This window comes from Mesorhizobium sp. B2-1-8 (assembly GCF_006442545.2).
GTDB lineage: Bacteria > Pseudomonadota > Alphaproteobacteria > Rhizobiales > Rhizobiaceae > Mesorhizobium.
Genome location: NZ_CP083952.1, coordinates 4,577,649 through 4,601,865, shown reverse-complemented (window position 1 = coordinate 4,601,865; position 24,217 = coordinate 4,577,649). Strand labels below are relative to the sequence as shown.

General features: G+C 59.5%; 22 protein-coding genes and 1 pseudogene. 12 read left to right on the top strand and 11 right to left on the bottom strand.

Annotated elements, in window-relative coordinates:
* Position 1 precedes the first annotated feature (1 nt).
* From FJ970_RS22660 to FJ970_RS22645, 4 genes are all read right to left on the bottom strand, one after another.
* Positions 2-3,118, bottom strand: coding sequence for an AAA family ATPase (locus FJ970_RS22660; protein ID WP_181178271.1), 3,117 nt, complete (start codon positions 3,116-3,118; stop codon positions 2-4).
* A complete protein-coding gene (locus FJ970_RS22655) occupies positions 3,115-3,762 on the bottom strand; it encodes an ABC-three component system middle component 1 (RefSeq protein WP_140755520.1) in 648 nt (215 codons plus the stop codon). The genes FJ970_RS22660 and FJ970_RS22655 overlap by 4 nt, the downstream gene beginning before the upstream one ends.
* On the bottom strand, positions 3,759-5,999 hold the full coding sequence (locus FJ970_RS22650) for an ABC-three component system protein (protein WP_181178269.1): 2,241 nt from the start codon (positions 5,997-5,999) through the stop codon (positions 3,759-3,761). The genes FJ970_RS22655 and FJ970_RS22650 overlap by 4 nt, the downstream gene beginning before the upstream one ends.
* A 953-nt stretch (positions 6,000-6,952) precedes the next feature.
* Entirely contained in the window at positions 6,953-7,189 is a 237-nt protein-coding gene (locus tag FJ970_RS22645) for a transcriptional regulator (RefSeq protein WP_210243027.1), read from the bottom strand.
* 136 nt (positions 7,190-7,325) lie between these two features.
* Here FJ970_RS22645 and FJ970_RS22640 point away from each other — a divergent pair, with 136 nt between their 5' ends.
* The 3 genes from FJ970_RS22640 (at position 7,326) to FJ970_RS22630 (ending at position 9,906) form a co-directional block, all read left to right on the top strand.
* On the top strand, positions 7,326-7,916 hold the full coding sequence (locus FJ970_RS22640; protein ID WP_140755516.1) for a hypothetical protein: 591 nt from the start codon (positions 7,326-7,328) through the stop codon (positions 7,914-7,916).
* 92 nt (positions 7,917-8,008) lie between these two features.
* Positions 8,009-8,239 (top strand): hypothetical protein, encoded by a 231-nt coding sequence (locus FJ970_RS22635; RefSeq protein WP_140755514.1) that lies wholly within the window; start codon positions 8,009-8,011, stop codon positions 8,237-8,239.
* Positions 8,240-8,316: 77 nt separating this feature from the next.
* Positions 8,317-9,906, top strand: coding sequence for a recombinase family protein (locus FJ970_RS22630; protein ID WP_140755512.1), 1,590 nt, complete (start codon positions 8,317-8,319; stop codon positions 9,904-9,906).
* A gap of 74 nt (positions 9,907-9,980) precedes the next feature.
* Here FJ970_RS22630 and FJ970_RS22625 read toward each other — a convergent pair whose 3' ends face one another.
* The gene (locus FJ970_RS22625; protein ID WP_140755510.1) at positions 9,981-11,129 is read right to left on the bottom strand and encodes a tyrosine-type recombinase/integrase; all 1,149 of its coding nucleotides are present in this window, start codon (positions 11,127-11,129) and stop codon (positions 9,981-9,983) included.
* 1 nt (position 11,130) lies between these two features.
* Positions 11,131-11,904, bottom strand: coding sequence for an Arc family DNA-binding protein (locus tag FJ970_RS22620; RefSeq protein ID WP_140755508.1), 774 nt, complete (start codon positions 11,902-11,904; stop codon positions 11,131-11,133).
* Positions 11,905-11,954: 50 nt separating this feature from the next.
* Here FJ970_RS22620 and FJ970_RS22615 point away from each other — a divergent pair, with 50 nt between their 5' ends.
* From FJ970_RS22615 to FJ970_RS22575, 9 genes and pseudogenes are all read left to right on the top strand, one after another.
* Complete coding sequence (locus FJ970_RS22615) at positions 11,955-12,149, top strand: helix-turn-helix domain-containing protein (RefSeq protein ID WP_140755506.1); 195 nt, start codon at positions 11,955-11,957, stop codon at positions 12,147-12,149.
* Between the two features lie 15 nt (positions 12,150-12,164).
* Positions 12,165-12,560 (top strand): hypothetical protein, encoded by a 396-nt coding sequence (locus tag FJ970_RS22610; protein WP_227791870.1) that lies wholly within the window; start codon positions 12,165-12,167, stop codon positions 12,558-12,560.
* Between the two features lie 815 nt (positions 12,561-13,375).
* Positions 13,376-14,089 (top strand): HK97 family phage prohead protease, encoded by a 714-nt coding sequence (locus FJ970_RS22605; RefSeq protein WP_181178266.1) that lies wholly within the window; start codon positions 13,376-13,378, stop codon positions 14,087-14,089.
* Between the two features lie 98 nt (positions 14,090-14,187).
* On the top strand, positions 14,188-15,060 hold the full coding sequence (locus FJ970_RS22600) for a hypothetical protein (RefSeq protein WP_140755499.1): 873 nt from the start codon (positions 14,188-14,190) through the stop codon (positions 15,058-15,060).
* A 4-nt stretch (positions 15,061-15,064) separates the two neighbouring features.
* A complete protein-coding gene (locus FJ970_RS22595; RefSeq protein WP_140755497.1) occupies positions 15,065-16,000 on the top strand; it encodes a hypothetical protein in 936 nt (311 codons plus the stop codon).
* Between the two features lies 1 nt (position 16,001).
* Positions 16,002-16,097: pseudogene (locus FJ970_RS33940) on the top strand (hypothetical protein); the annotation flags it as partial.
* Positions 16,098-16,160: 63 nt separating this feature from the next.
* On the top strand, positions 16,161-16,610 hold the full coding sequence (locus FJ970_RS22585; RefSeq protein WP_227792223.1) for a hypothetical protein: 450 nt from the start codon (positions 16,161-16,163) through the stop codon (positions 16,608-16,610).
* A 3-nt stretch (positions 16,611-16,613) separates the two neighbouring features.
* Positions 16,614-19,688 (top strand): hypothetical protein, encoded by a 3,075-nt coding sequence (locus FJ970_RS22580; protein WP_140755493.1) that lies wholly within the window; start codon positions 16,614-16,616, stop codon positions 19,686-19,688.
* Positions 19,689-19,693: 5 nt separating this feature from the next.
* Complete coding sequence (locus tag FJ970_RS22575) at positions 19,694-20,020, top strand: hypothetical protein (RefSeq protein WP_140755491.1); 327 nt, start codon at positions 19,694-19,696, stop codon at positions 20,018-20,020.
* A 101-nt stretch (positions 20,021-20,121) separates the two neighbouring features.
* On the opposite strand, the gene FJ970_RS22570 is transcribed toward FJ970_RS22575, so the two are convergent.
* From FJ970_RS22570 to FJ970_RS22550, 5 genes are all read right to left on the bottom strand, one after another.
* Complete coding sequence (locus tag FJ970_RS22570; protein ID WP_140755489.1) at positions 20,122-20,790, bottom strand: hypothetical protein; 669 nt, start codon at positions 20,788-20,790, stop codon at positions 20,122-20,124.
* Between the two features lie 82 nt (positions 20,791-20,872).
* Positions 20,873-21,727 (bottom strand): DUF2971 domain-containing protein, encoded by an 855-nt coding sequence (locus FJ970_RS22565; RefSeq protein ID WP_140755487.1) that lies wholly within the window; start codon positions 21,725-21,727, stop codon positions 20,873-20,875.
* A gap of 390 nt (positions 21,728-22,117) precedes the next feature.
* Positions 22,118-22,780: a hypothetical protein gene (locus FJ970_RS22560; RefSeq protein ID WP_140755485.1), complete on the bottom strand. Its 663-nt coding sequence runs from the start codon at positions 22,778-22,780 to the stop codon at positions 22,118-22,120.
* Complete coding sequence (locus tag FJ970_RS22555) at positions 22,777-23,307, bottom strand: hypothetical protein (RefSeq protein WP_140755483.1); 531 nt, start codon at positions 23,305-23,307, stop codon at positions 22,777-22,779. Before FJ970_RS22555 ends, FJ970_RS22560 begins: the two co-directional genes overlap by 4 nt.
* Positions 23,300-24,085 (bottom strand): hypothetical protein, encoded by a 786-nt coding sequence (locus tag FJ970_RS22550; protein WP_181178264.1) that lies wholly within the window; start codon positions 24,083-24,085, stop codon positions 23,300-23,302. The genes FJ970_RS22555 and FJ970_RS22550 overlap by 8 nt, the downstream gene beginning before the upstream one ends.
* Positions 24,086-24,217 lie beyond the last annotated feature (132 nt).

The following is a 24,217-nucleotide window of genomic DNA, read 5'->3' as shown; positions in this document are numbered from 1 at the left end:
TTCATGCTGAAGCTACGGCAGCCTCCGTACCGATGCCGCGTGACGACAAGAACTCCCATTCGACCCCGGCCTTGCCAAGTCCCAGGAGATTGAGCGAGGCGCACGGAAGTCCGCGAGCATCGAACTTCCGGCGTAAGAATTCGGCTTGGCCGAGGTCGTGCGTCGACAGGAGTACTTGGTAATCCTTGGCTTCAACCAGATTGGCGATCAGGTCGGCAAAGGCCGAGGCGTGAATGGCATCATTGTGCTGAAGGGGATCGTCGAATACGAGGGCGCGCCAACGCGACCACGGGTAGGTCAGGCTCGCGCCGCATAGCATGCTGACAGCGAGCGCCGCCATCTGGCCTTCCGAATGAATGAGGCCCGGATCGACATTGAGGCTGTTCGGCAGCTGTCCTTCAAGAGCCGCGCTTTGCTTTATCTGCCGCTTACCGACACGCAGGTTGATGGCGATGCGATCGTCACAGAGAATGGCTCGATTGATCCGCTTGGTGAGCTCATCGAGAGGTTTGATATAGTCTGCATTGAACTGGTCCACCGCCTCAGCGATCTCGACGCTCGCACTCGAGGCGATCTCCTTCGAAGTGATAGTCGCGCCCAATTCGGCTTCGATCGCCTCGAGTTTCTGCGACACCGCTGTGCGAATTTGCTCGCGAGTGCTGTTGGGCGCGAGGTCGACTTGCGCGAAAAGCCGCTCGAATGCGCCGCGGTGGGCAGACTGCCGGGCCCATGCTTCGCGCCCGAGGCGTAAACGCTCTAGCGAGGCTTTGGCCGAAGCCAAGAACTGGGTCGCGCGATTGAGGCCCGCTGCCGCGGCTTCGATGTTGACCGGGACTATGTCCTCGTCAGCCCATCCCAGCGCCCGCCATTGCGCCGGCAATTCGGCGAGTGCGGTTTCTGCGGCGCTTCGCGCCGCCGTCGCTCGGGCTATGGCAAAGCGCAAACCGGCTTCTGCCTGCTGCAGCGATCCGATTCGCAGTTCCTGCTCGGTCAGCGCGCGCGATGCAGCTTCAAAAACGGCTTGAGCTTGATCATGCTTCGCCGAAGCGTCGTCGATCGCCGCATCGACCTGCTGGTGGCTTATATCAGGCTCATCCGGGAACAGCTGCGTTGCGCGCGCGCGGAAGCCTGCTGCTGCCAGCAGCTCGTCATTGGTAGCGTCCTCAAGTTGCCGCGCCGCTACCGCCCGCGCGCGTCCTGCGTCGTCTCGAAGACGCGTCGCCTCGGAAAAGGGGGAGGTCTGTCGACCGGCAAATCGGCCGAGCCAACGCGCGCGTCTCCCTCGCTGCGTCTCTGTGCGTTGTAGCTCGCTGTCCAGGTCTGCGAGGCGGGCATCGATCATTTGGCGTGTCGATGCCGGATCCCAGCCCAACCGCTCAAGCAACCTTGAATTTGCACCGCGTTCGCTCGCGAGCTGCCCGTTCAACGACACCAAGCGGCTTCGGGTGGCAACGAGCAGGGTGTGGCTGGAAAGGGCCGTGGCGAGTGCGGCCTGCGCCCGCACATGGACGGATTGCTGAACAGCGACTACCGGGGCAAGCCGCTCGGCCGCGGCGTTGGCACGAGCGTGAAGCTCGGCTGCGTCGCCGAAGCCTGTCGCGCAGACCGGGCATTGGTTCATGTCGTCTGGCAGATGCGCTGCAACAGAAGACACCGCGACAGACAATGCCTCGACCGAAGACTGAACGAGTTCGAGCAATCGCTTGCTGTCGGCTTCGGATGCTTGGGCTTCTTTAAGTAGCCGCTCTGCCGTCGCAAGGTCGTCACCGAGCGTCGGATTGTCCGTTTCGACGATCGTAAGTTCCTCCATCAGAGCACCGATCACATCCGCGCGCGTCAGCCACTGCCGGCCTCCGTCGCGAGCTTCTGTGATCGAAGTTAGCGTCTTGTCTAAGCTTTCGATCTCGCCGCGAATGCGATTCTCGATCTGGACCAGTCGCTGTCTGCGTGCGAGCTCAGTGTCAGCCTTGGCAAGAGCGCTCCCGGCGTCATCGAGGGTCCTCGCTGTCGCCTCTCGAGTTTCTTGCGCGCTTTCCATCGCTTGCAGGGTTTGTCGTAGGTTCATGTACTGACCATGCGACTCGCGGGCCGCCGTCAGAGATGCGAGGGCTTCATCCAAATCGCTCTGCTTCTGGGCAAGCTCCGCGCGGGCATCGCTGACCGCTAACGTGGCAGCAGAAAGCTCGCGATCTGCCGCGTCGGCTGCCCCACCCACCCCAGCGAGCGTCGTTTGGTGCTGTTGGACCTGGGCCAAAAGCCGCCGCGCCTCGTTGATTGCGAAATCGCGAGCGCGCGCCTGCTCCTCGCATTGGTCGATCGCGATCTGCAAGGCACCGGCATCCGACATGGTCGCCCAATCTGCTGGCAAGGGCTCCCGGGCGACGAACGGCCAAGCGCTCTTCGTAGTAGCGGCGATATCGCCCACGAGGATCGCCGCCGCCGTATCATCCATGGCGCCCGAGACTTCCGCGCCGACCCAGGTTTCGGCTTCCTGGTCGATAAGGCTTCGGAGCTCGTCCGCATCTTCTTTCAGTTCGGCGGCGCGATTGACGAAAGCTCTGGCGGGAAGAGTCGTCCCCGGGCCATGGAGCGCGTTTCCAAACTTCTGCAGATCCGCACTTTGCGAGGCTTCTTTCAGGATGTCGAAGCGGTCAACGCCTTTGCGGTGCGTTAGTCGCGATAGTGTCGATTGGCCGAGAAAATGGGTTAGGAGAAGATAGCGATTGAGCGCCGAGATAGGCTGATCCCAATCGGGCTTGCGCAAGAATTCGGTTATGTTCTCGACTGTGCTTTTCAGCGTTGAAACCGTCGATTTGACCGACGCAAGCTGGCGTTCGACTCGGTTCCCATCGGAAAAAGTTAGCGCCGACGAGGTAGGACCGAGTCGCTTTCCGTATCGGCAAAGGTAGCTGCCGAACTTCTTATAGCCTTCGGTCGCCCGAAAATGATCGATGTCGCCGGTCAGGGACCATTCGAGCGCATCGAACAAGGACGACTTGCCGAGGCCATTACTACCATGCACGATTAGGATGCCGGGCTCCGCCGCGAGCCCGATATCCAGCTTGGCGAAGGTGCGGAACTCCACAAGCTCGATGCGGGTCAAGTATAGCGGCGTCATTGTAGATCTCCGCGCGCCCGAACGAGGCGTTCGACCATCGTATCTTCGTCTTGGTCGGGCTGGTTGACGATATCTATCCATTTGCTGGCCGTCTCTTCGTCGAGCCCAGCTTCGACCAGCAGCTTCGCCGCCAAGCCTTGTACTCGATCAAGGGCGGCGTCGCGGCGCTCGACCGCTAGTTCCCATGGAGCCGCCAAGAACGTCCTGTCGCGAAAGGCTTCATAGGAAGTGTGCAATTTCTTGGCGTCAGGAAGCCAGACAAGTTTGCGGCACACGGCTTCGTCGCGCTCGGCTATGTCGATGACACTGCGCCAATCCGCCTTGGGTGAGGGATTGACCGCGCAGATGAAGATATGCGCGTTAATAAGCTCAGTGCGCGTCATGTAGGATCGCGCGATTACCATTTGGCTGTGAAGGAGCTTGAGCGCTTCCTGCATTTCCGCCGAGGTGCCAAGCGTCACGGGCGCTACGATCGCTGGGTAGGCGCCTAGCCGGATGCCGAAGGCCTCCTGCGGCAGCGGCGCCGTGCTGGCGTCGGGCCGCCCACGAAATTGCGGCGATACGAACGAGGGAACCTCTTCGTGGGGCCAGCCCATCCGTTCAGCGGAGGCGAACAGACGATCGCGTAATTCCTCTGCCGTCATACCAGTATCCTCGCCACTTCTGCATCCTGGCGTTCTCGCCATTCCGCGAATTCCTTTGTGACCGCAGCCTGCCAATCGGCTAGCGGGCCACCCAAGCGGCTGCGCCACCTCGCGTCGTTCTGGATGATGGCGGGTGGCACTTTTCTAGGAGTCTTCAGCGTGAACCCAATATCTCCGGCGTCCAAGACGGTACCGGCAGTTGCGGATACTATCACGTCGGTGGCGGCAGACAGGATCAATGCATCGACGCCCCAGTCCTCGGGTGCGGTGCGGGACGATAGAGGTTTGCGACCGATGGCCCGAGATCCGGTGCCGATGGCGAGAGCGGTGGCAGAAAATCCCAAATTGCCGAAGTCGTTCGAGCAGGGAACGAGGGGCTCGCCGGCATGGGCGGCGGCGATGAGGATCAAAGCGTTTGTCATGTCGGAGATTGCATCGCCAGTTTCGCCGTTCCAAGGCTGGGCGGTTTGTTGATCCACATTGGCGAGCCAACGCAGGAAATCGTATTGTAATTCTGGGCTGGTCGCCAGAGCCCCTCGCCAAGCTGCCCAAGTGCTCGCGACGTGATTAAGAATTTCTGGGGAGATGTCGCCGAGCGGTGCCGCGCCACCATTGGTGATCGCTTCTTGCAACTTCAGATCGAGACGTCGCACGAGGCAAGCATCGATGTGGCCCGTGAGCTGTGCCGGAACATATTCACGGACGGCGCGTGCCGAAACCGGTTCCGGCGCGCTTGCGATGCCAGGGAGACGCGCGTCCCAGAGAGCCAATACGCTATCTCCGGCCCTGAGTTCAATCTTGCCGCCGCTGCAACGCGCGAGGCGAACGAGATCGTCCGCATCGGGGATTTGGTTAGGCGCGACATGAACATCGATCGTGCAACGCTCGGGCAACCGCTCACACTGCTCGGCGATGTCGATGATGCAAATGCAGCCACGCTCGACAAGAACGTGAGCCGCGGGATCGGTCGCAATTTCGATGACTCGCCGTTCTTGCGAAGCCGCTGCCTTCTGCTGCGCCTTCGCGCCTCCGGCGGCGAGCCGTTCAATCCTCTTGTCTAGGAACAGGTCGTAGGTGGCATCGTGGAGCAGCGGCGGCGTCGCCCGCTCGGGATGCGCGGCCAGTAGGCCCAGGACGTAATCGCGATAGTCCGCGATCAATGGCCCGGTGGCTTCGTACCGCTTCACTTGATCGGGGCCATGACGTAAGATCGCGTGCTTGTAGGCCTTATTATCGGCATGTCCCGCGATGGTGGTGCCGAACAGCACAATGCCCTCAGCCGTCGGCGTGCACCCGGAGACGAAGCCGGTCGACCGCACGATCTTTACCGACTCGGCTGCGGCGGCCTCGAGCAGCGCGAGCAGCATGCACTGATTCAGCTGCGAGGCTTTTCCGGCGGCGAACTGGGGGCCGTTGGTATTGAGCGTGAGTGAGCGGTCAGTGCGTAGCTTTTGACGAAGCTTGTCGATCGCCCCGTATTGAATCAGCGTCGGCAGAACGTGTTTGCGCAAGTCTTGCTCGGCGTCCTCCTCAAATGTCTTGCCTGCGAACGCCGCGTCAGCTGCTTGGCGCAGTTGGTCGCGCGAGAAATAGTCGAGAAAAGTGTGGGTAAAGCTAGCGTGCTCGAAATCTTGGATCAGCAGGCCCAGGGCGACGGTAAGCGCCCCATCGCCGTTGCCACTTACCACGTACGACACCGCCGTCACTGCCGATGCTTCGGTCGCAGGCGTGCCGACCGCGCTGGGAGCCCAATAGTCGTCGGGCGCGATTGTACCGCACGGTCTCTCGTCGCCGAAGCCCATAGTGAGCATGACATGATCGACAACACGAGATTCATCACCGCCTGCGGTCTTGAAAGTGAGCTTCCATTCACCGGACGCCTGAGCGGTGCTCTTCAGATCATGGCCAGTTTTGAGGATTAGGTTGGGCAATGGTGCCCTGAGAACCGCGAATTGAGTCCGCAAATCAAGCACGACGTCTTTGCCGTTGCCGGCAGGCCAATCCAGGAAAGGGAGCCCGGCACGCTCGTCGAGCGAGCCGAGGCGCGGCCACTCGTAGATATGAGGGTGGAGCAGCCGCGTCGAAGCGCTCTGCAATCGGAGGATATCACCCGCGCGATCATAAAGCGTAACGTGGTAGTTCAGTAGCGCGAGCGCAACCGCCAGCGTGATCCCAGCAGCGCCGGCACCGACAACCGCCACGGTTTGATTAGGTTGAATCACGCCTTCCGCGTGCAAAGCGTGGGCCAGATGCAGCGCGCGAACTTGCTGCGAGTAGAATGTAATGCGCGGGCAGAAGGGCCGACGAAGTATAGGCCGTCTGTCCCCGGCATCCGGGCGGTCTCGATGTGTACCGCGTGGTCCAAAGTGGTGGTTGGCATCACAGGTTTGGACGCGTAGATCAGCGCGTGTCGCGTCGTGACGAGCAGTAATCTAAGTCTCTCAATTGCGCTCCGCCCCTAGCCCCGCTCGACCGGCACCGCTGACGGTCCTCAGCGATCGAACCGTTATCGCATTCTAAATCCCCGCGTCTTAATAGGAGATAACACCGCCGAGAGCAATTTGCTTTACTGCCGAATATACGGGACGAGCACTTGGTTACACGTCAAACTACTGGAGTGGCCTCGGTTATGCGCAAGATGACTTAAATGGCGGGCATTGAGGCGCACTATCTTCCTGTAGCATGTGGCAGCGGCGACTGGCCTCAGGTCGGCGGATCGGCAGCGCCGGTTCCATTTTTTGCCAGACCGCAAAGCAGAGGGAGGTTGACGAAGGACGGAGAGCGCACGCTATGGCTGATGCACAAAACTCTGTCCAGACCTCAATCCCCGTTCGATGCCCGCTCGCAAACGCGACTTCGCGGATGGGGAATGGTCTCGATGTTTGTCGATCTAGAAAAGTCGGGGAAGCAGACAATAGAGGGGGCCTCGATAAAACTCACGGATGTAGGGCGAAGGGCGAGTGGATTGTCATCAAAGGGGTGATGGACCCCGCCGATCCCAACAAGGCGGATCGTTTCAAGCTCTTTGCATCGCGTGCGTCTGCCGAAGCCCTTCGATCCTTCCATCTTGCGGAAGATGCCGGTCTGCTTACGGGAAGCAATCCGCCATGTCCGACGGCCGATTTGAGGCGCATTGCTCATTGTTCGGGAACAGATAATCCGCAATGCCGCCCGCAGGTGCCGCCTTCGGCTAGGTGTTTGCAATACCGCGTGACAAGCGCACACCAGGGCCACCGCCATTCTCTGCAATGAACTCTATTCCGGCTGCCTCGAACGTTGCTTTAAGCTGAACTATTGTTGACTGTTTCAACGTCTCGCCTCCTTCGAATCGCACAACCGTTTGAGTTGAGACTCCGGCCTCCTTAGCAAGTTCTAAAACGCCCCAGCCCAATGCAGCTCGTGCCATACGACACTGCACCGGGTTCATAAAATCACCATAATATGGTGATTTCGATTGATCATATGCTGCACTTTGTGTAGTCTCGATTTCAATTGGGCGGCCGGATAGGTGATGCAACACCGATCCGGCCTGGCCACGTGCAAGCTGTTGTGGAGCTCGGATCATGGCTGATTCCGACAATAGCATGACTTTGTCTTCCGTCACGCTCGGAGGAGGTGGCGAGCAGGCTACAAAAAGATCTGCTCGTTCCGACGAAGCAGATCCGGCGCTTGCGCTGCTAGGAGACTGGTTGCGGGCGCAGCATGTCTCGCAGGTTCTCTGCCGACTTCAGCAACGCCTGGAAACGCGCGTTCTCAGCGCAGCCTGTCGGGCGCCGACGGATGCGAAGGTGGGTTACTCGATCGCCTGCCAAGCGGAAGTCGAGGCTGCGACAGTGGCTTTGAAGATTCAGGATAGACTTCCGCATACGCCCGCACACTCACTTCTCGGCGTTGTCGCCAAGCTGGAGATAATCATGGGCGCAGATCGCGACATCGACGACCCAACAGATTTTCCCTGGCCACATATCGAGTCGATCCTGCATGACTTGAAGGAAATCACCGGGAGTGTGCCGCTTGAGCGACCTGATCGATCGATCGTTCAGGCGGACTGTCGGCGATATCAAGCAATCGCGGCCGATTTGATCGGTCTCGAAAAGCGCATGGCGGACCTTCATTTTGGTCAGCAACCGGCCGCTGGGATTGATACAAAGTAGAAAAGGATACGCAAGCGCACATAACGGCCATTCGCCGCTGAGGCAATTTCAGCGAATCTTGTCCCGATGCAGATGTGGTCGGGACGGAACTGGTGAAAGCGAAGCGACGCGTTACAAAACGCAGCGTTGAACGCAACGCCCAGACCAATCTGTTTTCGCGCCAACGCGCCATTGACGAAGCATTTCTGGATCGAACGGCCCGCTTGTTCGAGGCCCGCATGGAGCGGCCCCTCTCAACGGAAGATGCGCGGCAAATCGTCGATAATCTCGGTGGCTTCTTTCGTATCCTCGCCGAATGGGACCGGATTGACCGGGGCGAATAGCCGGCGCTTCATGGCTCCCTCCGCCGGCTCAGTCCGTCGGCAGATGCGATGACCATGGAGGGAAGGAGGCGTCTACGATGAACCAGCGACTTATAAAGGTCGCAAGGCCCGCAGGTCTTACAAAGGCGCTGCTTTACGCTCGCGTATCCTCCAAGGAGCAGGACAAGGAAGGTTTCTCCATCCCGGCTCAATGCAAGCTGTTGCGCGATTATGCCGAACAACAGCGGTTCGATATTGCGCAGGAATTTGTGGACGTTGAGACGGCCAAGACCACCGGCCGGACCAACTTCACCGAAATGGTCAAATATCTGCGCAAGCATCCCGGCATCCGGATTGTCTTGGTGGAGAAGACAGACCGGCTTTATCGAAATCTGAAAGACTGGGTCACGCTCGACGAGTTGGATGTCGAAATCCACCTTGCGAAGGAGGGCGTGATACTTTCGCGCGACTCACGCTCGTCGGAAAAGTTTATGCACGGCATCAAGGTCTTGATGGCCAAGAACTATATCGACAACCTGTCAGAAGAAGCCCGCAAGGGGCAGATGGAGAAGGCGGAGCAGGGTATATGGCCGACAAAGGCTCCGCTGGGCTATATCAACACCACTGGGAAGGATGGCAGAAAGGTTATTGAGCCGCATCCTGACCTGGCTCCAGTCGTCACACAACTGTTCGAGCGTTACGCAACCGGCCGGTATTCGCTCAAGGCCTTGGCTAAGGCAGCCCATGGCGAGGGGCTGATTTATCCCAAGAGCGGCAACCCGGTTCCGGTCAGCACCGTGCATATGATCCTGCGCAACCGCCTCTACACCGGACTGTTCCAGTGGAACGGCAAATTGCACCACGGCAAGCACGAACCTCTCGTATCGATCGAACTATGGGAGCGCGTACAGGGCGTTCTGACAGGCCGCAATGCGGTACCGACCCACCCGATAGGAAAAGAGTTCGCCTTCACCGGCCTGATGACCTGCACCGAATGCGCCTGCGCCATCGTGGCCGAGATTAAGAAGAGCAAATACGTCTATTATCACTGCACGGGGCATACCAACAAAGGTCGGGGCGGATACGGTGATTGCCGCCGCAAATATGTCCGCGAGGAGGTGCTCGACCAGACATTCGCCAACCTGCTTGACCGTTTGCATTTCGACGAAGAGATACTGGAATGGGTAAAGGCAGGCCTCTTGGCCAGCCATGCCGACGAGCGCCGCGAGCACGAACAAGCGATCCATCGATGTCAGGTCGAGTACAAGCGGCTCGAGGATCGGCTGCATGCCATGTATCTCGACAAGCTCGATGGCCGCATCGACAACGCCTTCTACGATCGAATGTCAGCACAGTGGCGGACCGAACAGATGCGGCTGCTTCGCGAGATAGAGCGTCATGGTAGCGCCGAGGAATCGTACATGGAGGACGGCATCCGGCTGTTGGAACTGGCACACAACGCCAGCCGACTATTTGCGAAACAGCCTGCGCACGAGAAAAATCGACTCCTGAATCTGGTGCTGTCGAACTGCAAATGGGACAAAGGCGAAGTTCACGCCGTCTTTAGGCAACCGTTTGATCTACTTGCGGAAACGGTCGTGGCCGGTGCAGCTATGGGTGCACAGCAGGCACCTTTATCGACAGAGAGTCCAGTTTGGCTGGGGAACCTGGATTCGAACCAGGACTAACGGAGTCAGAGACAGATTGATGCTCTGATTTTGTGTCGTTTTTCGTCGCGGTGTCGCAATCGTGTTGCAGGTTATCACTCGCGCAGCAGCCGGGCTTCAATCTCCGCAACGGCTGTCTGATCTGCTTCGGCGTCTTCGAAAAGATGGCCGTAGGTGTCGAATGTCACGGTGATCGAGCTGTGACCCATCAGCGTCTGGACGCGCTTGGGCGACAGCTTCTGCTCAATGAACAAGCTGGCGGCCGCGTGGCGCAGGGCATGGAAATTGTATCGCGTGACCTTGGCAGGCTCGCCGTCCTCGTCGCGCTTGGTCTCGTGAAGCGTGTAGAGGCCGGCGCCGATCTGCAGAGGATCCCATATCCGATTGATAATGTTCTGGTGGTTGAGCGGCGTCCCTTCATCCGACGGGAAGACTAAGCCTGCCGGTCCGTTTGCGCCGATCGCCAGGCGCTGCTGCTTGAGCGTAGTCACCGCAATCGGTGCCAGTGGCACGTCGCGCTCGCCGGCCGATGTTTTGGGCGGGCCGAACTCGCCCCATGCGTCGACGCGCGTTTTGACAGTGAGAACGCCAGCCTTGAGGTCTACGGCGTCCCATCGCAGGCCGCGCAGCTCGGAAGCGCGCAGGCCTGAAAAGAGGGCGGTAACGATCAGCGCGCGATGCTTGCCTTGCGCCGCATTCAGGATGGCTCTCAGGTCAGCCTTGGAGGGGATATCTGGGCGCTTGTTCTTGCGCCGGTCGCCGACCTTGATTTGCGCGTCGCTGACGGGATTCGTGGCCGCGTAGCCGCGGCGGCGCGCTTCGCCGAAGATCGCGCCGAGGGATCTGACGACGCGTTTCACCATGTCAGGGGAACAGCCGCCTGACCGGAGGTCGTCGGCAAATGTGTGTACGGACGGCGTTGTGATTTGCGTCAGCTTTTTTGCGCCGATGAGAGGGAGGATGTGAAGCCGGACGTGTTGATCATACGCGTCCCTGGTGGAGCGCTCGAGCCCGTCATCCGCGCAACGGTCGAGCCAAAGCCGAGACGCTTCACGCACTGTCAGAGAGGCGCTGTCGGCGACGTGAACGCCAAGTTGCAGATCGCGGCGGACTTTGACCAGGTACGCGTCGGCGTCCTTTCGCTTATCGAATTGCTTCGATCGACGTTTCCCGCTGCCATCAAAATAGTCAGCCAAAAAACGAACTTCGCCGGAAGGGAGAACGCGCTTCCTGACCTTGGCCATTTTAGAAGGTATCCTCTTCGTCGATGCGCGGATTTTTTCCTTCTGCAATCATTTCAGCCCCCACTTCTTTCGCTGCCCGGCGCATGGCTAGGGCTCTCCCTTCTCCCCACTGCTTCCACGTAGCTTCGTCTGCGTCGTCGCTTGGCCATGTAAGTAAGTTCGATTCTGAGCAGAGCTTCTCCTCGCGGGCGCTTCGCCGCCGTTCGAATTCGGCCCGGTACACGTTCGGGCGCGACGCCAACGGACCTAGATCCGCATTGATGCGTCGGTAGCGATCCAGCGGCCTAGTCTCGCCGGCCTCATAGATCGATTGCCAGATCCCTCTGGCCAGATTTGTCGCCTCAGAATGATGAGAGGAGCCGCTGTAGGACTTTGGTTCTCCCGGGCGCATAGCGTTCAGGGTTCTGACGAACGTGTCGAGCACAAAGTCGAAAACCTCTTCGTCCTCCAGCCAGGTCTCCCGATCGGGGAACTTGGCAGCCGCTCTCTCGATAGCCAGCACCAGAATCTGAGTGATGCGATAGTTCTGTCTATTACCAAATCGTTTTTCGATTTCGCGTTCTTCGGTAACGCTGGCGCTGAGCCTTGCGATGATTTCTTTGGAGAGTGGGCGGCCCGGCGTCGCGTGTTCCTCAAGCTGAGCTCTGAGATCCTGGGGTAGGCGCAAATTGAAGATCGGAGTTTGACCGGTTGTCGGTTGCGGTCCTCGGTTGCCCATCACCATTCCCAGAAACTGTGTGGTGACGTTTGTATATGGACGCGTCTTTTCGGTCAAGGATCATGGTGTATGTTTCTGCACCATTCACGACCAACCGGAGATCGCAGATGAAGAAAGACAGTGATGAAGTGCTGGTGATGACTGTGCCCGAGGCCGGCGCAAAGCTCGGCCTGAGCCGCACGGCATCGTATATCGCGGCCGAGCGCGGCGACATACCGACCATACGTATCGGGCATTTGCTGAAAGTGCCCAAGGCTGCCTTCGAGCGTGTCCTGACACCTACAAACACTGCCGGTCAGTGAGGGGAAGGGAAGATGTTGAGCGAGCCGCTCTCGCCTGCCTTTCGGGGGATGGGGGAACTCACCTTCGAAACTAAACTCTCGCTCATCAGCGAGACGCGCCAGCTCTTCGGAATACGGGCTGCGCGCCGATTGTGGTCGGAACTCGGCCTGCCGCAACCTCCGGATCGCGAGCATCCGCGGGCTTGTGCGGTGGTCTCCTTTCTGAAGGCGACCACCGAGCCCGACCCGCTCTCCGAGCTTCCGTTCTCGGAGATTTATCAACGATATCTGATATGGGCCGGCGATACGGGCTCGGCTGCCATCATTGGCCAGCACGCATTCGGCAAATACTTGACCCGCAGCGGCCTAGTTACCGCTCGAAAGAGCGGTTCGACAATTTATGCCGGGATCAAGTGGAAGGGGCGCCCTTGAGCATGGCTGACCCTTCTCCCCTTGATTGGCGCCCGAATACATCCGTCGGATCGCCCCAACAGCTCGCTACAACCGATCGGCTTATAGCCTTTCTTCAGCAGCAACTAGCTGATGTTCAGCTGCAGCGAGAGGCGATCCTTCGAGAGTCCGGTGAGCCGCTCGGCGCATCGTCGAGCGCAGACCCACCTTGCGAGTACAACGACTTCGTCGATGTCGGCTACGCCGCCGTCTATTACAAGCGAAGCAAGATAACCATCAAGCGGTGGATCCGAGACAACCCAGGGATTGGTCGATGGATTGGCGGCCGGCGGCAGGTCTCAATGAGCGCAATTCTCGAAATATCTAATCGTCGCGGGACCTTGGCGGGGCGATAGGGACGGTTCATGGTCCCGAGGTCGAATGGCGGCTTGCAAAAGGGCTAGCAAATTCAGGTAGATAGCGCGGTAGGGTCGGTAGGGACGCATTCCGGCCTATTCCTCACGCGATGCGCAATTAAAGGCCGGCGAAGGCGTGCGCCAACTCTCATATATACACGCGGTGATGCCTCCCTATCGGCCCTACTTCCCCAAGTCGCCTTTATTTTCCAGGAAAAACAGTGGCTTAGCTAAAGTCCGCGTTGGGGCGGTAAATGAAAAACAGGGGCGGAAAGTCTAAAACAGGGACGATACCGGAGGAATCTTAACGGGACGGGCCGACGCGGCATGTTTTGCCAAGCTTTGTCATGTTTTGCCAAGCTTTGTCATGTTTTGCCCAGTGGCGGCCCATCTCTTCCTGCTGCACCATTACGAGCTAATAGAAACGAGGGGCACTCGCCCATGTCGAACGTTATCCAGCTTCCTAAGTTTGAGCGCGATGCGGAAGTGCGCAGTTTGTCGTTCAACGAGCGCACGAACACAATCGACGTGGTCTGGACGACCGGTGCCATTGTGCGCCGGCGAAACTGGACGGATGGCGAGTTCGACGAAGAACTGGTGGTCAGCGCAAACGCCGTTCGGCTCGCTCGGCTGAACAGTGGTGCGCCGTTCCTAGACACGCACGATGCCTCCAGCTTGCAGTCGGTGATTGGGTCGGTGGTTCCCGGCAGTGCGAGGATCGACAGCGGACGGGGAGTGGCCACCGTCCAGCTTACCCGTCGGGATGACGCTCAAGGCCGCATCCAGGATTTCCGCGACGGCGTCATCCGCAACATCTCCGTCGGCTACAAAACCTATGTGGTCGAGAAGCAAGAGCGTAAGAGCAATATCCCCTTGATGCGCGTCGTCGACTGGGAGCCTTGCGAGATCTCGGCCGTGCCGATCCCTGCAGATCCTGGCGCACAGGTGCGATCCGACACGACGAAGAGGGAAACTTTCGCCTGCCAAGTGCGCGAATGGCGGGAAAGCACCCACGACGTCCGCGTCCGAATGCTTTTGCGACACATTGAACTTGGGCTTCCAGTGTCGCCGCAAACCTACGGCTACGCAGACGCTCTGCGATCGCACAATCAAGCAATCCGCAACCGCATTCTTCGCCTCAACCTTGGGCGCTAGCTTCGGGTTTCTGAATAAGGATTTCGCCAATGTCTCTGAAAGAAAACCTGAAAGCGCTTATGAGCGCTGCGCGCAAGCCCAAAACCGACGCCACGGAAGTGCGTTCGATCCTGTCACAACTCGCGACTGATGTTCCTGCGGCTGAAGCCCTGGTCGATGAACTCGAAAACAGGCGACGCTCGCTCTTGGTCACTGGCGACGATGGCGAACTCGACGCAATCGACGCCAAAATCGTCGAGGCAAACCGGAACGTCGAGCGCCTCTGCGCTGGGCGCGATAAGATGACCGGACGCCTTGCCGAGATCGAGGCGGCGGCCGATCAGGCTCAGAAGATCAAGGCCTATCGCGATGCCGCGGCGATGGTGGCGAACATGGGTCCCGAAGTCGAAAAGCTGATCCGGGATGGCTGCGACATGGTGATCGATGGGCTTCGCAAAGTCCACCTCGTTGAGCAGGCGATCAACCAGGCCAACGCAAACCTCCCGGACAATGAGGCGCATCTCCCATCGTTCGAACTGACGATGCGTGGGATCCCTGGCGAGCCACAGCAACGAGGCAAGTCCAAGATCCGTGATCATGAATGGCACTACACCGGCAATGCCGAAGGATGGGGTGCAGTTGAGGCGCAATTCGTCGGTAACGTCACTCCGATTGGCGATGGAAAAACCGGCAAGCTGAACCGCTCGGGAAGTACATTCGACGTCGAGCTTCGGCGGTATCGAGAGGTGGAAGTGCTGATCGAACGTGGTTGGGCCAGGCCGGTCCCACTTGCACTCTCGCTCAGGCTGCCTGCCTTCCGTGTAGGTGAGGCGGATATCTGGGCTCCGTTCAATCCCGGGTTCGGCGATCTCGGTTCGAACCCCGCAGCAATCCTCGACCACATCGATCGTCTGAAGCAAGAACGGTTGCGGCCGGCAATGGATCCGCGTCCCGACCGCAGCACCAAGACAGTCCTTGAGCTTGTCAGCTGAACCAATGGCGGCGATCTCCTTTCCATTCAAGTCTCTCGACCTGGCACCGGGGCGCCTCCGAGTAGTCGCGTACCACGAGGCGGGTCATGCGGTGGCCGGATACAAGAAAGGATGGACCATCGAAAGCGTCACAACCATTCCCGGCGAGGACGATCGCGGCACGTATGATGGACTGGCGACGACCACCAAGGAGTTCGCAACCGCGGACATCGTCACCCACCAATCTGCCGCATGGTCCAGAGTAGCTGAAGGCATGATCATCAGCATGGCTGGCCCGGCCGCCCAGAGGAAATTTGCGCCCACGTCGAAAGTACCCTCGGGCGCCAGGGGTGACGAGGAAGACATCGACAAGGCTCTGGCTCTGATGGCCACGAGCTATTCGAGCGAGATGGCGCTGCGCCGCTTCTGCGTGATCGAGGCGCGCGAACTTATAAACCGGGATTGGCGGTCTGTCGAAGTGCTTGCCGCTGCCCTTATCCGTGAACGCAGACTTGAAGGATCGCGGGTTCGCGAACTGCTCGACGAGGTGGCCGCGGCTGAAGCTGCTGCATCAAGGGAGTACTTGGATGCGCACGGCCTGCCTGATGTCGACCAAGTCATGGCAGCGTTCGCCGAAGAGAGGCGCCGCGCCAAGGGCGTCTCTCGCCGGCAAATAGCCAACTCGGTTTTGAGGACGGTGGTCAGCCACATGGCTCAGGGAGTTGCACTTGAGCCTGACGCTGTCATCTCTCTGCTTGAGATTGATGCCTCCATCGCGGACCTCGATCGCAACTCAGCGACCGAGAAGCTGCGCCGGATGGTGGATGGGCAACGTGCCGCGACGGAATGGCGCGCTGCAATACCCCCCCACCCCCTCGCGGGTCCTTCCCCAGCCCAAAGCCCTATGCGGGACCGCGTAGCCCGAGGTCGCGCTAGTCAGAGGGTTCGGAAACGTGGTTGACATGTTGACCGACGTTGACAGCGGGGAAAGCGGCCTTTGGTTGACGCTGGCTGATGTTGCCAGACGACGGAAGGTGAGCCGGGAGGCAATATCCAAACGTGTCAAACGCCTGGTCGCCCAAGGCTCCATCCAAACACGGCCAGGTCCCGGTGCAACGATCTTGGTCGAGCTCGCCGCCTTCGACCTGGCAACCAACGAAACCACGCCGATCGACGAGGGCCAACCCGCTCGGCCGACTGCGACCCGCCCGCCGCGATCACCGGCACCGCAAGGCCCTGCCGCCGAGAAGATCCGATACGAAGCGCAGCTGCGCCGGCTCGACTACGAGGAGAGAGTCAAAGCCCTGCTGCCGATCAAGGACGTGGAGAACGCGATGGTACGCGCAAGCGAAGGCATCGTGCGGGCGATCGAGCAGTTGCCAAACTTCGCGACGGAATTGATGACGGCGACACGCGAAGGCGAACCTGCCGTTCGTCGCAAGCTGCGCGAGATCAAGGACCGCATTCGGCGCCAGGCGGCCGACGCGCTGGTCCTGCTGCATGCCGAAGGATCGGCCGAAGAAAGGGCCGGCATCGAATTGGACCTTGGCGAGATCGAAAAGGAGATCTGACAAATGGCTAGCGCCCGCAACGCAATCAACGTCCTGATCAAGCTGCTCGGCGGCGCCGAGATGACGGCCGAGCTGGAAAAGCTCGGCACCACCGGCGAGAAGGCGATGACCGAGATCGAGACCTCGGCCAAGAACGTCAACCTGGCCAATCTCGGCGGTGCCATCAGCGCGTTCGGCGGCGACCTCGCGACCTTTGGCAAGCGCACGGCGGAAGCCTTCGCCGGCGTCGCCGCCGCCGTGACGGCTGCCGCTCCGTTTGTGTTAGCGCTGGCCAAGTCGGGTGCTGATGCCGCCGACGAGGCTGGCAAGGCCGCGCAGGCCGCCGGCCTCCAGGCCAAGTCCTACCAGGAGCTTGCGTTCGCCGCCGATAGTGTCGGGGTGAGCCAGCAGCAGCTCGGCACTGCCATGGACAGTTTCAACAAGCAGGTGGTCAAGACCGCCGACGAGACCGTGAAGGGTGCCGGCAAGATTGGATCATCGCTGCGCAAGGCCGGCAAAGACGCCGGAGCCGCCGCGGCCGACATCACACAGGGCGCCGGCTACACCGTGCAGGCCTTCAAGGATATCGGCGTCGAGGTCACCCGGTTCGGTGCCAACGCATCGAAGCTCAAGACCACGACGACCGCCGCCAAGACCGGCTTCGACGAGCTCGGCATCAAGGTCAAAGACGCAAGCGGCAAGCTGAAGGACAACGAAAAGCTGCTGCTGGAAGTCGCCAACGCCTTCCAGAAGATGCCGGATGGAGCCCGCAAGTCGCAGATTGCGCTGAAACTGTTCGGCGAGGAGGGCGCCAAGCTCATCCCGCTGCTCGATCTCGGCGCCGCCGGCATCGACCAGCTGAAACAGAAGGCGGCAGATCTCGGCATCATCTTCAGCGACGAACAGATCAAGGCGGCGACCGAGTTCAACGACGCGCTTTCCGAGCTGAAGAAATCCGTCGCCTCCACGGCGCGCCAGGTCGGCCTGATCTTTGCCCCGTCCTTCACCGCTGGCGCCAATGCGTTCCGCGACATCGTCGACCGCAACCGGACGGCGATTCTGGATTTCGTCCGCAACGGGCTGCAGGTCGCGACGGTGTTCGTGAAGGACTTCTTTGCGACGCTGTCGGGGCGCGATGCCGATGTGACCTCGAACAGATGGCTTATCGCCTGGCGCGACGCCATCAAGGGGTTTGGCGAGGACTTCGTCCATGTCTCGACCGGCGTCGTCATCCCGGCGATGGCGAAGCTGCGCGAGGCCGCCGACCTCACCATCAAGGCTGTGAACGGCATCTTCGGGTCCAACATCACGACTGGCGAAGTGCTGATCGGTGCCGCGATCGTCCGGATGGTCGGTGGTTTCGCCCTGCTGCGCAGTGCGATCGGGCTTACTGTCGAAGCTCTCGCGTTTCTAAGCCGCGGCCTACTCCTGACGCCTGCGGGTCGCCTGCTGATCATCGCGGCTGGCGTCGCGGAGGTGATCGGCGTGCTCGCCACCAAACAGACGAATGCCGCCGGTTCGGCCGAGGCCCATAAGAATGCGCTGGACCAGCTCAAGACCGCGATGGACGCTGTGAAAAACGGGGTTCCTGGCGCCAAGGAACAACTCAAGCAATTGGCCGAGACACAGCTGGCGGCCGCGAAGGCGGCGCTGGTGAACGCCGAGGAACAGGTCAAGCACCAGAAAGAGATCCTCGACGGCTTCAAGGCTAACCCTTTCAGCGTGCCGCTCGGCACGGACATCGGGGCGCTGACGGACGCCTATGTCCAGTCGGAGATCAACCTCGCGCGTCGGGTCCGCGAGGTCAAAGAAGTTCAGGCCACGCTCGACGGCAAGGTCGTCGGTAACATCGAGGATATGCGTGATACCGCGACAAAGGGCGCCGCCGGCGTCAACCAACTTGGCGCGGCAGTCGATCAGACATCCGGCAAGGTCGAGAATCTCGACCATCAGATCACGGTGTTTCGCGGTGGCAGCGGCGGCATCACCAAGGAAGTCTTCGACGTCGTCGACGGCGTCGCACGGCGCGCCGATCAGTCGAAACAGGCGCTCGACGGCGTGGCGACAAGTGCCCAGACGGCGGGAGACCACGTCAAGACCGTCGCCAACGACGTCAAGGAAGCGCTGACCGTGGACAATGGCGTCGGCGCGGGATTGTCCAGCGCTGTCGGCGGAGCAGTCGACAGCGTCGTCTCCGACGTCAAGAAGATCGCCCCGGCGGCTGATGCAGCCGCGACGGGACTGAAGGATGCTTTGGACGGCGCCGATGCCGGCGGTCTGGGCTCGGCGATCTCCGACAGCGTCGACGGCGTCGTCACCAATCTGAGCACCCTGGCGCCGGCGGCCGACGATGCGGTCGGTGGCCTCAACAGTGTGCTTGCCAACATCGACACGGGCGCTGCGCAGCAGTCGGCCACCGCCATCGCGCAACCCTTCCAGGAACTGCCGTCGCTGTTTTCGCAGATCTTCTCCGGCATCGGCTCGCTGATCCAGGGCGGCTTCGCCAATCTTGCCGCGACGGTGTCGAGCCTCGCCGGCCAGATCCGCTCCGAGATCGCCTCCATTATCGCGGCGCTGCAGGCCGCGGTGGCCACCGCGCAGAGCCTGCGGGCGCAGGCGTCGTCCGCCGGTAGCGGCGGCGGCGGGGGCCACGGCGGCTTTGCTGGCGGCGGCCGCGTGGTGGGCGCCGGCGGGCCGAGGGATGACAGCATCCTGGCCTGGCTCTCCAATGGGGAATTCGTCATTCAGGCCAGCGCGGCGAAGAAGCTGGGCCTCGAGGCGCTCAACGCCTTGAACAACGGCTTCATCCCGTCGCTCAAGGGTCTGCGCGGTTTCAACCTGGGCGGTGTGGTCGACAACTTCAGCCGCTCAATGGCGATCCCGCGCTTTGCCGCTGGCGGCCTGGCGGTGGCGTTGCCTTCTGGAACATCTTCGCCGGAAAATGCACCCGGCAAAACCGTGCATGTGAAGCTGGATTTCGGCCTCGGACCTGAGGATGTGATCAGCTTGGTGACACCCGATTATGTAGCCTACCAGCTAACGAAGGTGGCCATCAAGGCCTCGCGCCTTACCAATGGCCGAGCGCCGAGAAGGTACTAAGGGCGATGAAAAACCTTCCTCGCTTCGACCTCGACCCACGGACAATTCCGCAGCGCGGCGACGCGCAAAGCCCCAAGGTGCGCGCCAACCAGAAGGCATTTCAGGAGCGCTTCGGCGACTTCAAGAGCTGCCACATAACCGGATTCCAGCTTGGTCCGGCACCAAAGGGCGAATGGGTCGGCCTTATGTTCAACCTTGAGGATGGCTCAACCGTCAAGGTCTCGGTGCCGTACACGCTATGGCAGGCGTTCGGCAACGAATACGTCCTGGCGATGATGACGGCCGGCGAGCTGGTACAGATGGCGTACGGCAAACCGGGCGGCAAAGCGTGATCGCGAAGCTCGCCTTTGCGCTCGCTTGCGCCGTGGTGCTGGTGATGAGCTGGTGGCCGTTCTAGCTGGCGCGTGTACACGGGGCACCCCAGTGGGTGCGTCTAGTCGGCAGCGGTGCTCTCCCGTCCACTAAAGTAGGCTAGAAGGATCTCGTCCAGTCTTCGGGATGAGATCTTGGTGATCAGCTTTTCCTCGATGTGCTCACTCCATCGATGGAGCTCGCTATGATCGCGGACAATTCTGGCCTGGATGTCGCCCAGGCATTTCGCGGTGTAGGCCACCATCATCGGCCGCATCTTGTCATCCGGAACTGCGACAACAGGGCCGCCATCGGCGTCGCTGGCGCGATTCTCGATGAACTGCGCCTCTCGCTCCATGACGTCTTGCTCGTCGATCAAAAGTAGCGCATCGGGAAAGTCTGCGCTCGTCGCCCAACGACCATGAACAACGAGATTGCGCTCTTTCTTGCGTGCCGAAATAGCCGTCAGGAGCTTGTCCAACTGCGCTACGTCGTCCGGCTCCAGCACTTCCTTGGCGACGCGCTTGACGATCTGCAGCCTGGCGGGATCGCTCGGCACCGCGTTGTAAATGATCCGTGCTGCCTTGGCGTTGCGACCGAGCATGCGCAAATAGATCAGCTGCAATTCGTGCTCGATCATCGACCACATGTTGGTGATGACACCGATTTGGGTGCACAGTTCTCGGCGATCGAGGACCACGCGGTAGCCGGTACTATAGCCTTTGAGTTTTTGCCTCACTGGTTGCGGCATCAGGAATGACCTATTGTGCTGGCGCCACCTAGGACGCGCAAGATTGCCTAACCTGGACCCAACACGTCAGCTTGCGGCACATCTAGTTTTTCACTTTTAGGGTATTTTGGCGGGCTCTGATCCGAGTCGCCGCAAGCTTCCTATTGGCGTTTTGCGGAGCTTTGCGAGCAACTTCCTCGTCAAGCTCCTCGTCGATAGTGCTCTCAACCGGCACAATGGAAAAGCTCTTCCAGGCCAACCTCGCTCTGAAGGTGGCGACGCCAGGATGAAGTGATGACACAAGACGCCTGATGCCGCTGAGCGGCAATTCGCAAAGGGGTCCGAGGATCACTTCAGCTAATTCCAGATCCGGCCCAAACAGTTTGAAATAGAGGCCGCCTTCCTTGGTCGACGAGTTCAGAGGGAACACAAGCCTGGCCTCGCTTTCGTACTTCCAATGATCGGATTTGGTGCGGGATAGCTTCCTTTGAAGATTGTCGGAGACCGTATCCCGACCGCCGAGATGGACGATCCGGTCTGATACCCTCTCGTTCTCGTAGCTGACATCGAGAACCGCGTTGCGCTTCAGATTGAAACCAAGACAAATTCCGCGATGTATCGACGCGTAGTGGCTCCACATGGGCGGCGAAATCCAGTCCTTGCTGAAGCAGATGAGGCCGTAGGTTTCATCATACTCATCTCGCAATTTCTTGCTGATGTCGCGAATGCTAGAGCGATTGGATTTTAGAGCGAGAAGTTCGAAGGGACCGTTAAGCTGAGAAAAACGCGAAACCTTTACTCGCCCGAGGGCTATGTTGCTGATCCCGTACTCAGCCGAGGTAAAGTAATAAGCTCGCAGTTTCTCCAAGCCGGGCGGTCTTATGACGCCGGCGCTGCCCATATGTTTATCATAGCCCTCAGTTTCCCAATGTCGTCGATATTCCTTGTGCAGCGGCATTAAGCCTCCCCCTCATCTATCGTCCCCTGGTTTGTCGACCGGAGTGATCCGTATCGCCGAATTTCCGGCGCCCTACAAGCCGGCCTCCCAGCCGAGATCCTGTCACGCCTATCCATCGGGCGCCGAGGGGAGTGCGCGAATAGGCTTCGGTCCACCGCCCATCGCGGGGGATCGTCATCCGGTGCCAGCCGGCATGGCGATCGAAGAAGACCTCGATCGCGGGCGATCGACCTTGCCGACAAGACTATCCTTTTGGGGAGAGGAAGTTTCTGGATGAACAGAGGGCGCTTTCGGACATGCTTGCCCCGCTCGATGTCGGCTTGGCGGCGATCATCACTTTGGGTGGCGGAAAGCAGTAAATTTAGTTTTGGAGAGGGCTAAGGGAGCCGCTTAGTGTTCCGGCAGAACAAAGTCGCCTGCCAGCGAGCGCTCATTGAGTTTCGCGAATAGTCCGTCGCGGAAATCTTCGACATTCAATAGGTCGGCCTCCGCAAGATTGTAAAGTTTTAGCGTTCCGTCTTTCATCAGCTTTGTACGCCCGTCCACTTTCGCCGGCGGTAGCCGTTGCAGAACTGTCACGTGTGTTGGTACGCGCGGTTGGGTCGGGTCGCGCCGAGGAACGGTTTCGTCGTAGACACAGAATAGACGCCCCTCCACACCTTCCGCCCCGAGACTGCGCACATGCTCAACTTTAAATCTGATAAGCGCCTGCACGGTCTTTGGCTTTGCTGTTGTTTTTCGAGAGAGGCGATCAATTGCGAGCGCGTTGATGTCGGCGTCGGTGGCCATGTCCCGGAAAACGCTGAATCCGTTGAGTGTGGCTGCCTTGAATGAATCTGCGATAAGCTTTTTTGCGTTCCAATCGATCGAAGCCGGGCTCACCACCATCCGGTAGATGATCTCTTCCGGACCCACTGGTCCTGGGGATTCCTTCCCCACAGAGTGTTTTTCGCACTCGCAATGCGGAAACGCCTCTTCGACACGGACCGCCTGCTTGTCATCAGAGGTTCCGTCGAGGATTCTTGCGCACTCAGTGCAACAATCGAGCGTCACGCCTCGAGCCGGAAGCCAAATGAACGGTGGAAATCCTCAGACGTCTTCTGATCACCGATGTCGCCTTCGATCAGGACCGACTTTCCCTTCTTATTGTGGTAGGCCTCAATTGACCCGTCCGGCTGAAAAATGACTTGCCCAAATTCGTCGCCGTCGTGAAACTCAGCGACTGCAAAGCCGTCGTGAGATAGACCTACGGCCACAGTCGGCGCATAGAACGGGAGAGCTCGCACAAAGCCGACTGCAATATCCAGCGTCTCTTGAACGGGAGCGTGGGCGCCCTCGCCATCATGATCTTCATCGAGCTCGCGCAGCTCTTCGAGCCTAGCAACCACGGCCGGGAGCATTTCAAGTTGAACGATTCCAAGATGCGGAGCCGGAACCGGCACATTCTGCCGACAAGAGCTTATGATAGCCGTCGGCATCGCCGGAATCGGGCAAGCCACTTCGCCCATCAGGAGGGCAGAAGATTTCGCGAAATTGGCAAGACCTAGATACGTCTTGGCGAAGGAGGTGCGATCAGTCATTCTCTAATCCTACCGCCGCAAGCATGCCGTCATCAACAACGCTTTTGAACAGCTCTTTCACCTGTTTATGTAGGTCATCAAATGTCGCACGCAAACTGCTCACCGTTCCCCCCTCCAAGCCACCGCCAGCGAATCGATCTTCAACGGCACTCACAAGGGCAATTGAGCGCTTTGGGATTGAGTCGGGCCCGACCATATCTATCATATCGATGTTAACTTGAAATAGCCGGCGATTTTCCCCGTCCGTCTTTTCAAGCTTTCCTGTATGAGAATGCCAAAGGTCATTTAAGTGGAAGATGTGAGGGGTGACGACTTCCGATCCCTGTTTGATCACGCCTTTAGCGGATGCTTGATCTGGGTCGCCATCGAACAAAAATCGATCAAGATATTCCAGCCGAATAGCGCGTATCGGGACGTTGTCCAGTACAGAGGTGATGGCCTCTGCATTCATATCCCAATATAGCCCGGAAATGTTATCCCATCGGCTATAATTCATGTTTCTATAAACGATTTGGTTTGGGTCTACTATCAGTTCCTCTACTGCCTTGTTGGCAACAGCATCTTCGTTAACGCGGACGACCGACAACTTCTGAAACTGCATACCATTGGCAACAGTCTGCTGAACTTGCGGCGCTGTCGGATTTAGATTGACCGACAACATTTGCATCGGTTGGCGATTAGTGAGGCCCTTCGCAAAAGTCGTAGGCTCGAGTTCCCGAATGATCCGGCGGAACACCAAGCTGGTGAGCGGCTCCGCAAAGGTGATCACCATGGCCATGGTGTCGATTGCGTGTCTGGGCGTTAGAGGCTTCCACATTCAACAAAATCACCGACTTTCGAGGCGCTGGCCATCTCGATATAGTGCATGGCGGTTCTTGCCAAGCGGTTTACGACCATCGGACCAGCGACG

Bases quoted from the DNA above. Each gene is read 5' to 3' on its own strand.
- FJ970_RS22660 (WP_181178271.1), bottom strand. From the start codon at position 3,118: ATGACGCCGCTATACTTGACCCGCATCGAGCTTGTGGAGTTCCGCACC.
- FJ970_RS22580 (WP_140755493.1), top strand. From the start codon at position 16,614: ATGGCTAGCGCCCGCAACGCAATCAACGTCCTGATCAAGCTGCTCGGC.
- FJ970_RS22575 (WP_140755491.1), top strand. From the start codon at position 19,694: ATGAAAAACCTTCCTCGCTTCGACCTCGACCCACGGACAATTCCGCAG.
- FJ970_RS22630 (WP_140755512.1), top strand. From the start codon at position 8,317: ATGAACCAGCGACTTATAAAGGTCGCAAGGCCCGCAGGTCTTACAAAG.
- FJ970_RS22645 (WP_210243027.1), bottom strand. From the start codon at position 7,189: ATGAACCCGGTGCAGTGTCGTATGGCACGAGCTGCATTGGGCTGGGGC.
- FJ970_RS22605 (WP_181178266.1), top strand. From the start codon at position 13,376: ATGTCGAACGTTATCCAGCTTCCTAAGTTTGAGCGCGATGCGGAAGTG.
- FJ970_RS22640 (WP_140755516.1), top strand. From the start codon at position 7,326: ATGGCTGATTCCGACAATAGCATGACTTTGTCTTCCGTCACGCTCGGA.
- FJ970_RS22625 (WP_140755510.1), bottom strand. From the start codon at position 11,129: ATGGCCAAGGTCAGGAAGCGCGTTCTCCCTTCCGGCGAAGTTCGTTTT.
- FJ970_RS22550 (WP_181178264.1), bottom strand. From the start codon at position 24,085: ATGGCCATGGTGATCACCTTTGCGGAGCCGCTCACCAGCTTGGTGTTC.
- FJ970_RS22565 (WP_140755487.1), bottom strand. From the start codon at position 21,727: ATGCCGCTGCACAAGGAATATCGACGACATTGGGAAACTGAGGGCTAT.
- FJ970_RS22595 (WP_140755497.1), top strand. From the start codon at position 15,065: ATGGCGGCGATCTCCTTTCCATTCAAGTCTCTCGACCTGGCACCGGGG.
- FJ970_RS22555 (WP_140755483.1), bottom strand. From the start codon at position 23,307: ATGACTGATCGCACCTCCTTCGCCAAGACGTATCTAGGTCTTGCCAAT.
- FJ970_RS22615 (WP_140755506.1), top strand. From the start codon at position 11,955: ATGAAGAAAGACAGTGATGAAGTGCTGGTGATGACTGTGCCCGAGGCC.
- FJ970_RS22570 (WP_140755489.1), bottom strand. From the start codon at position 20,790: ATGCCGCAACCAGTGAGGCAAAAACTCAAAGGCTATAGTACCGGCTAC.
- FJ970_RS22655 (WP_140755520.1), bottom strand. From the start codon at position 3,762: ATGACGGCAGAGGAATTACGCGATCGTCTGTTCGCCTCCGCTGAACGG.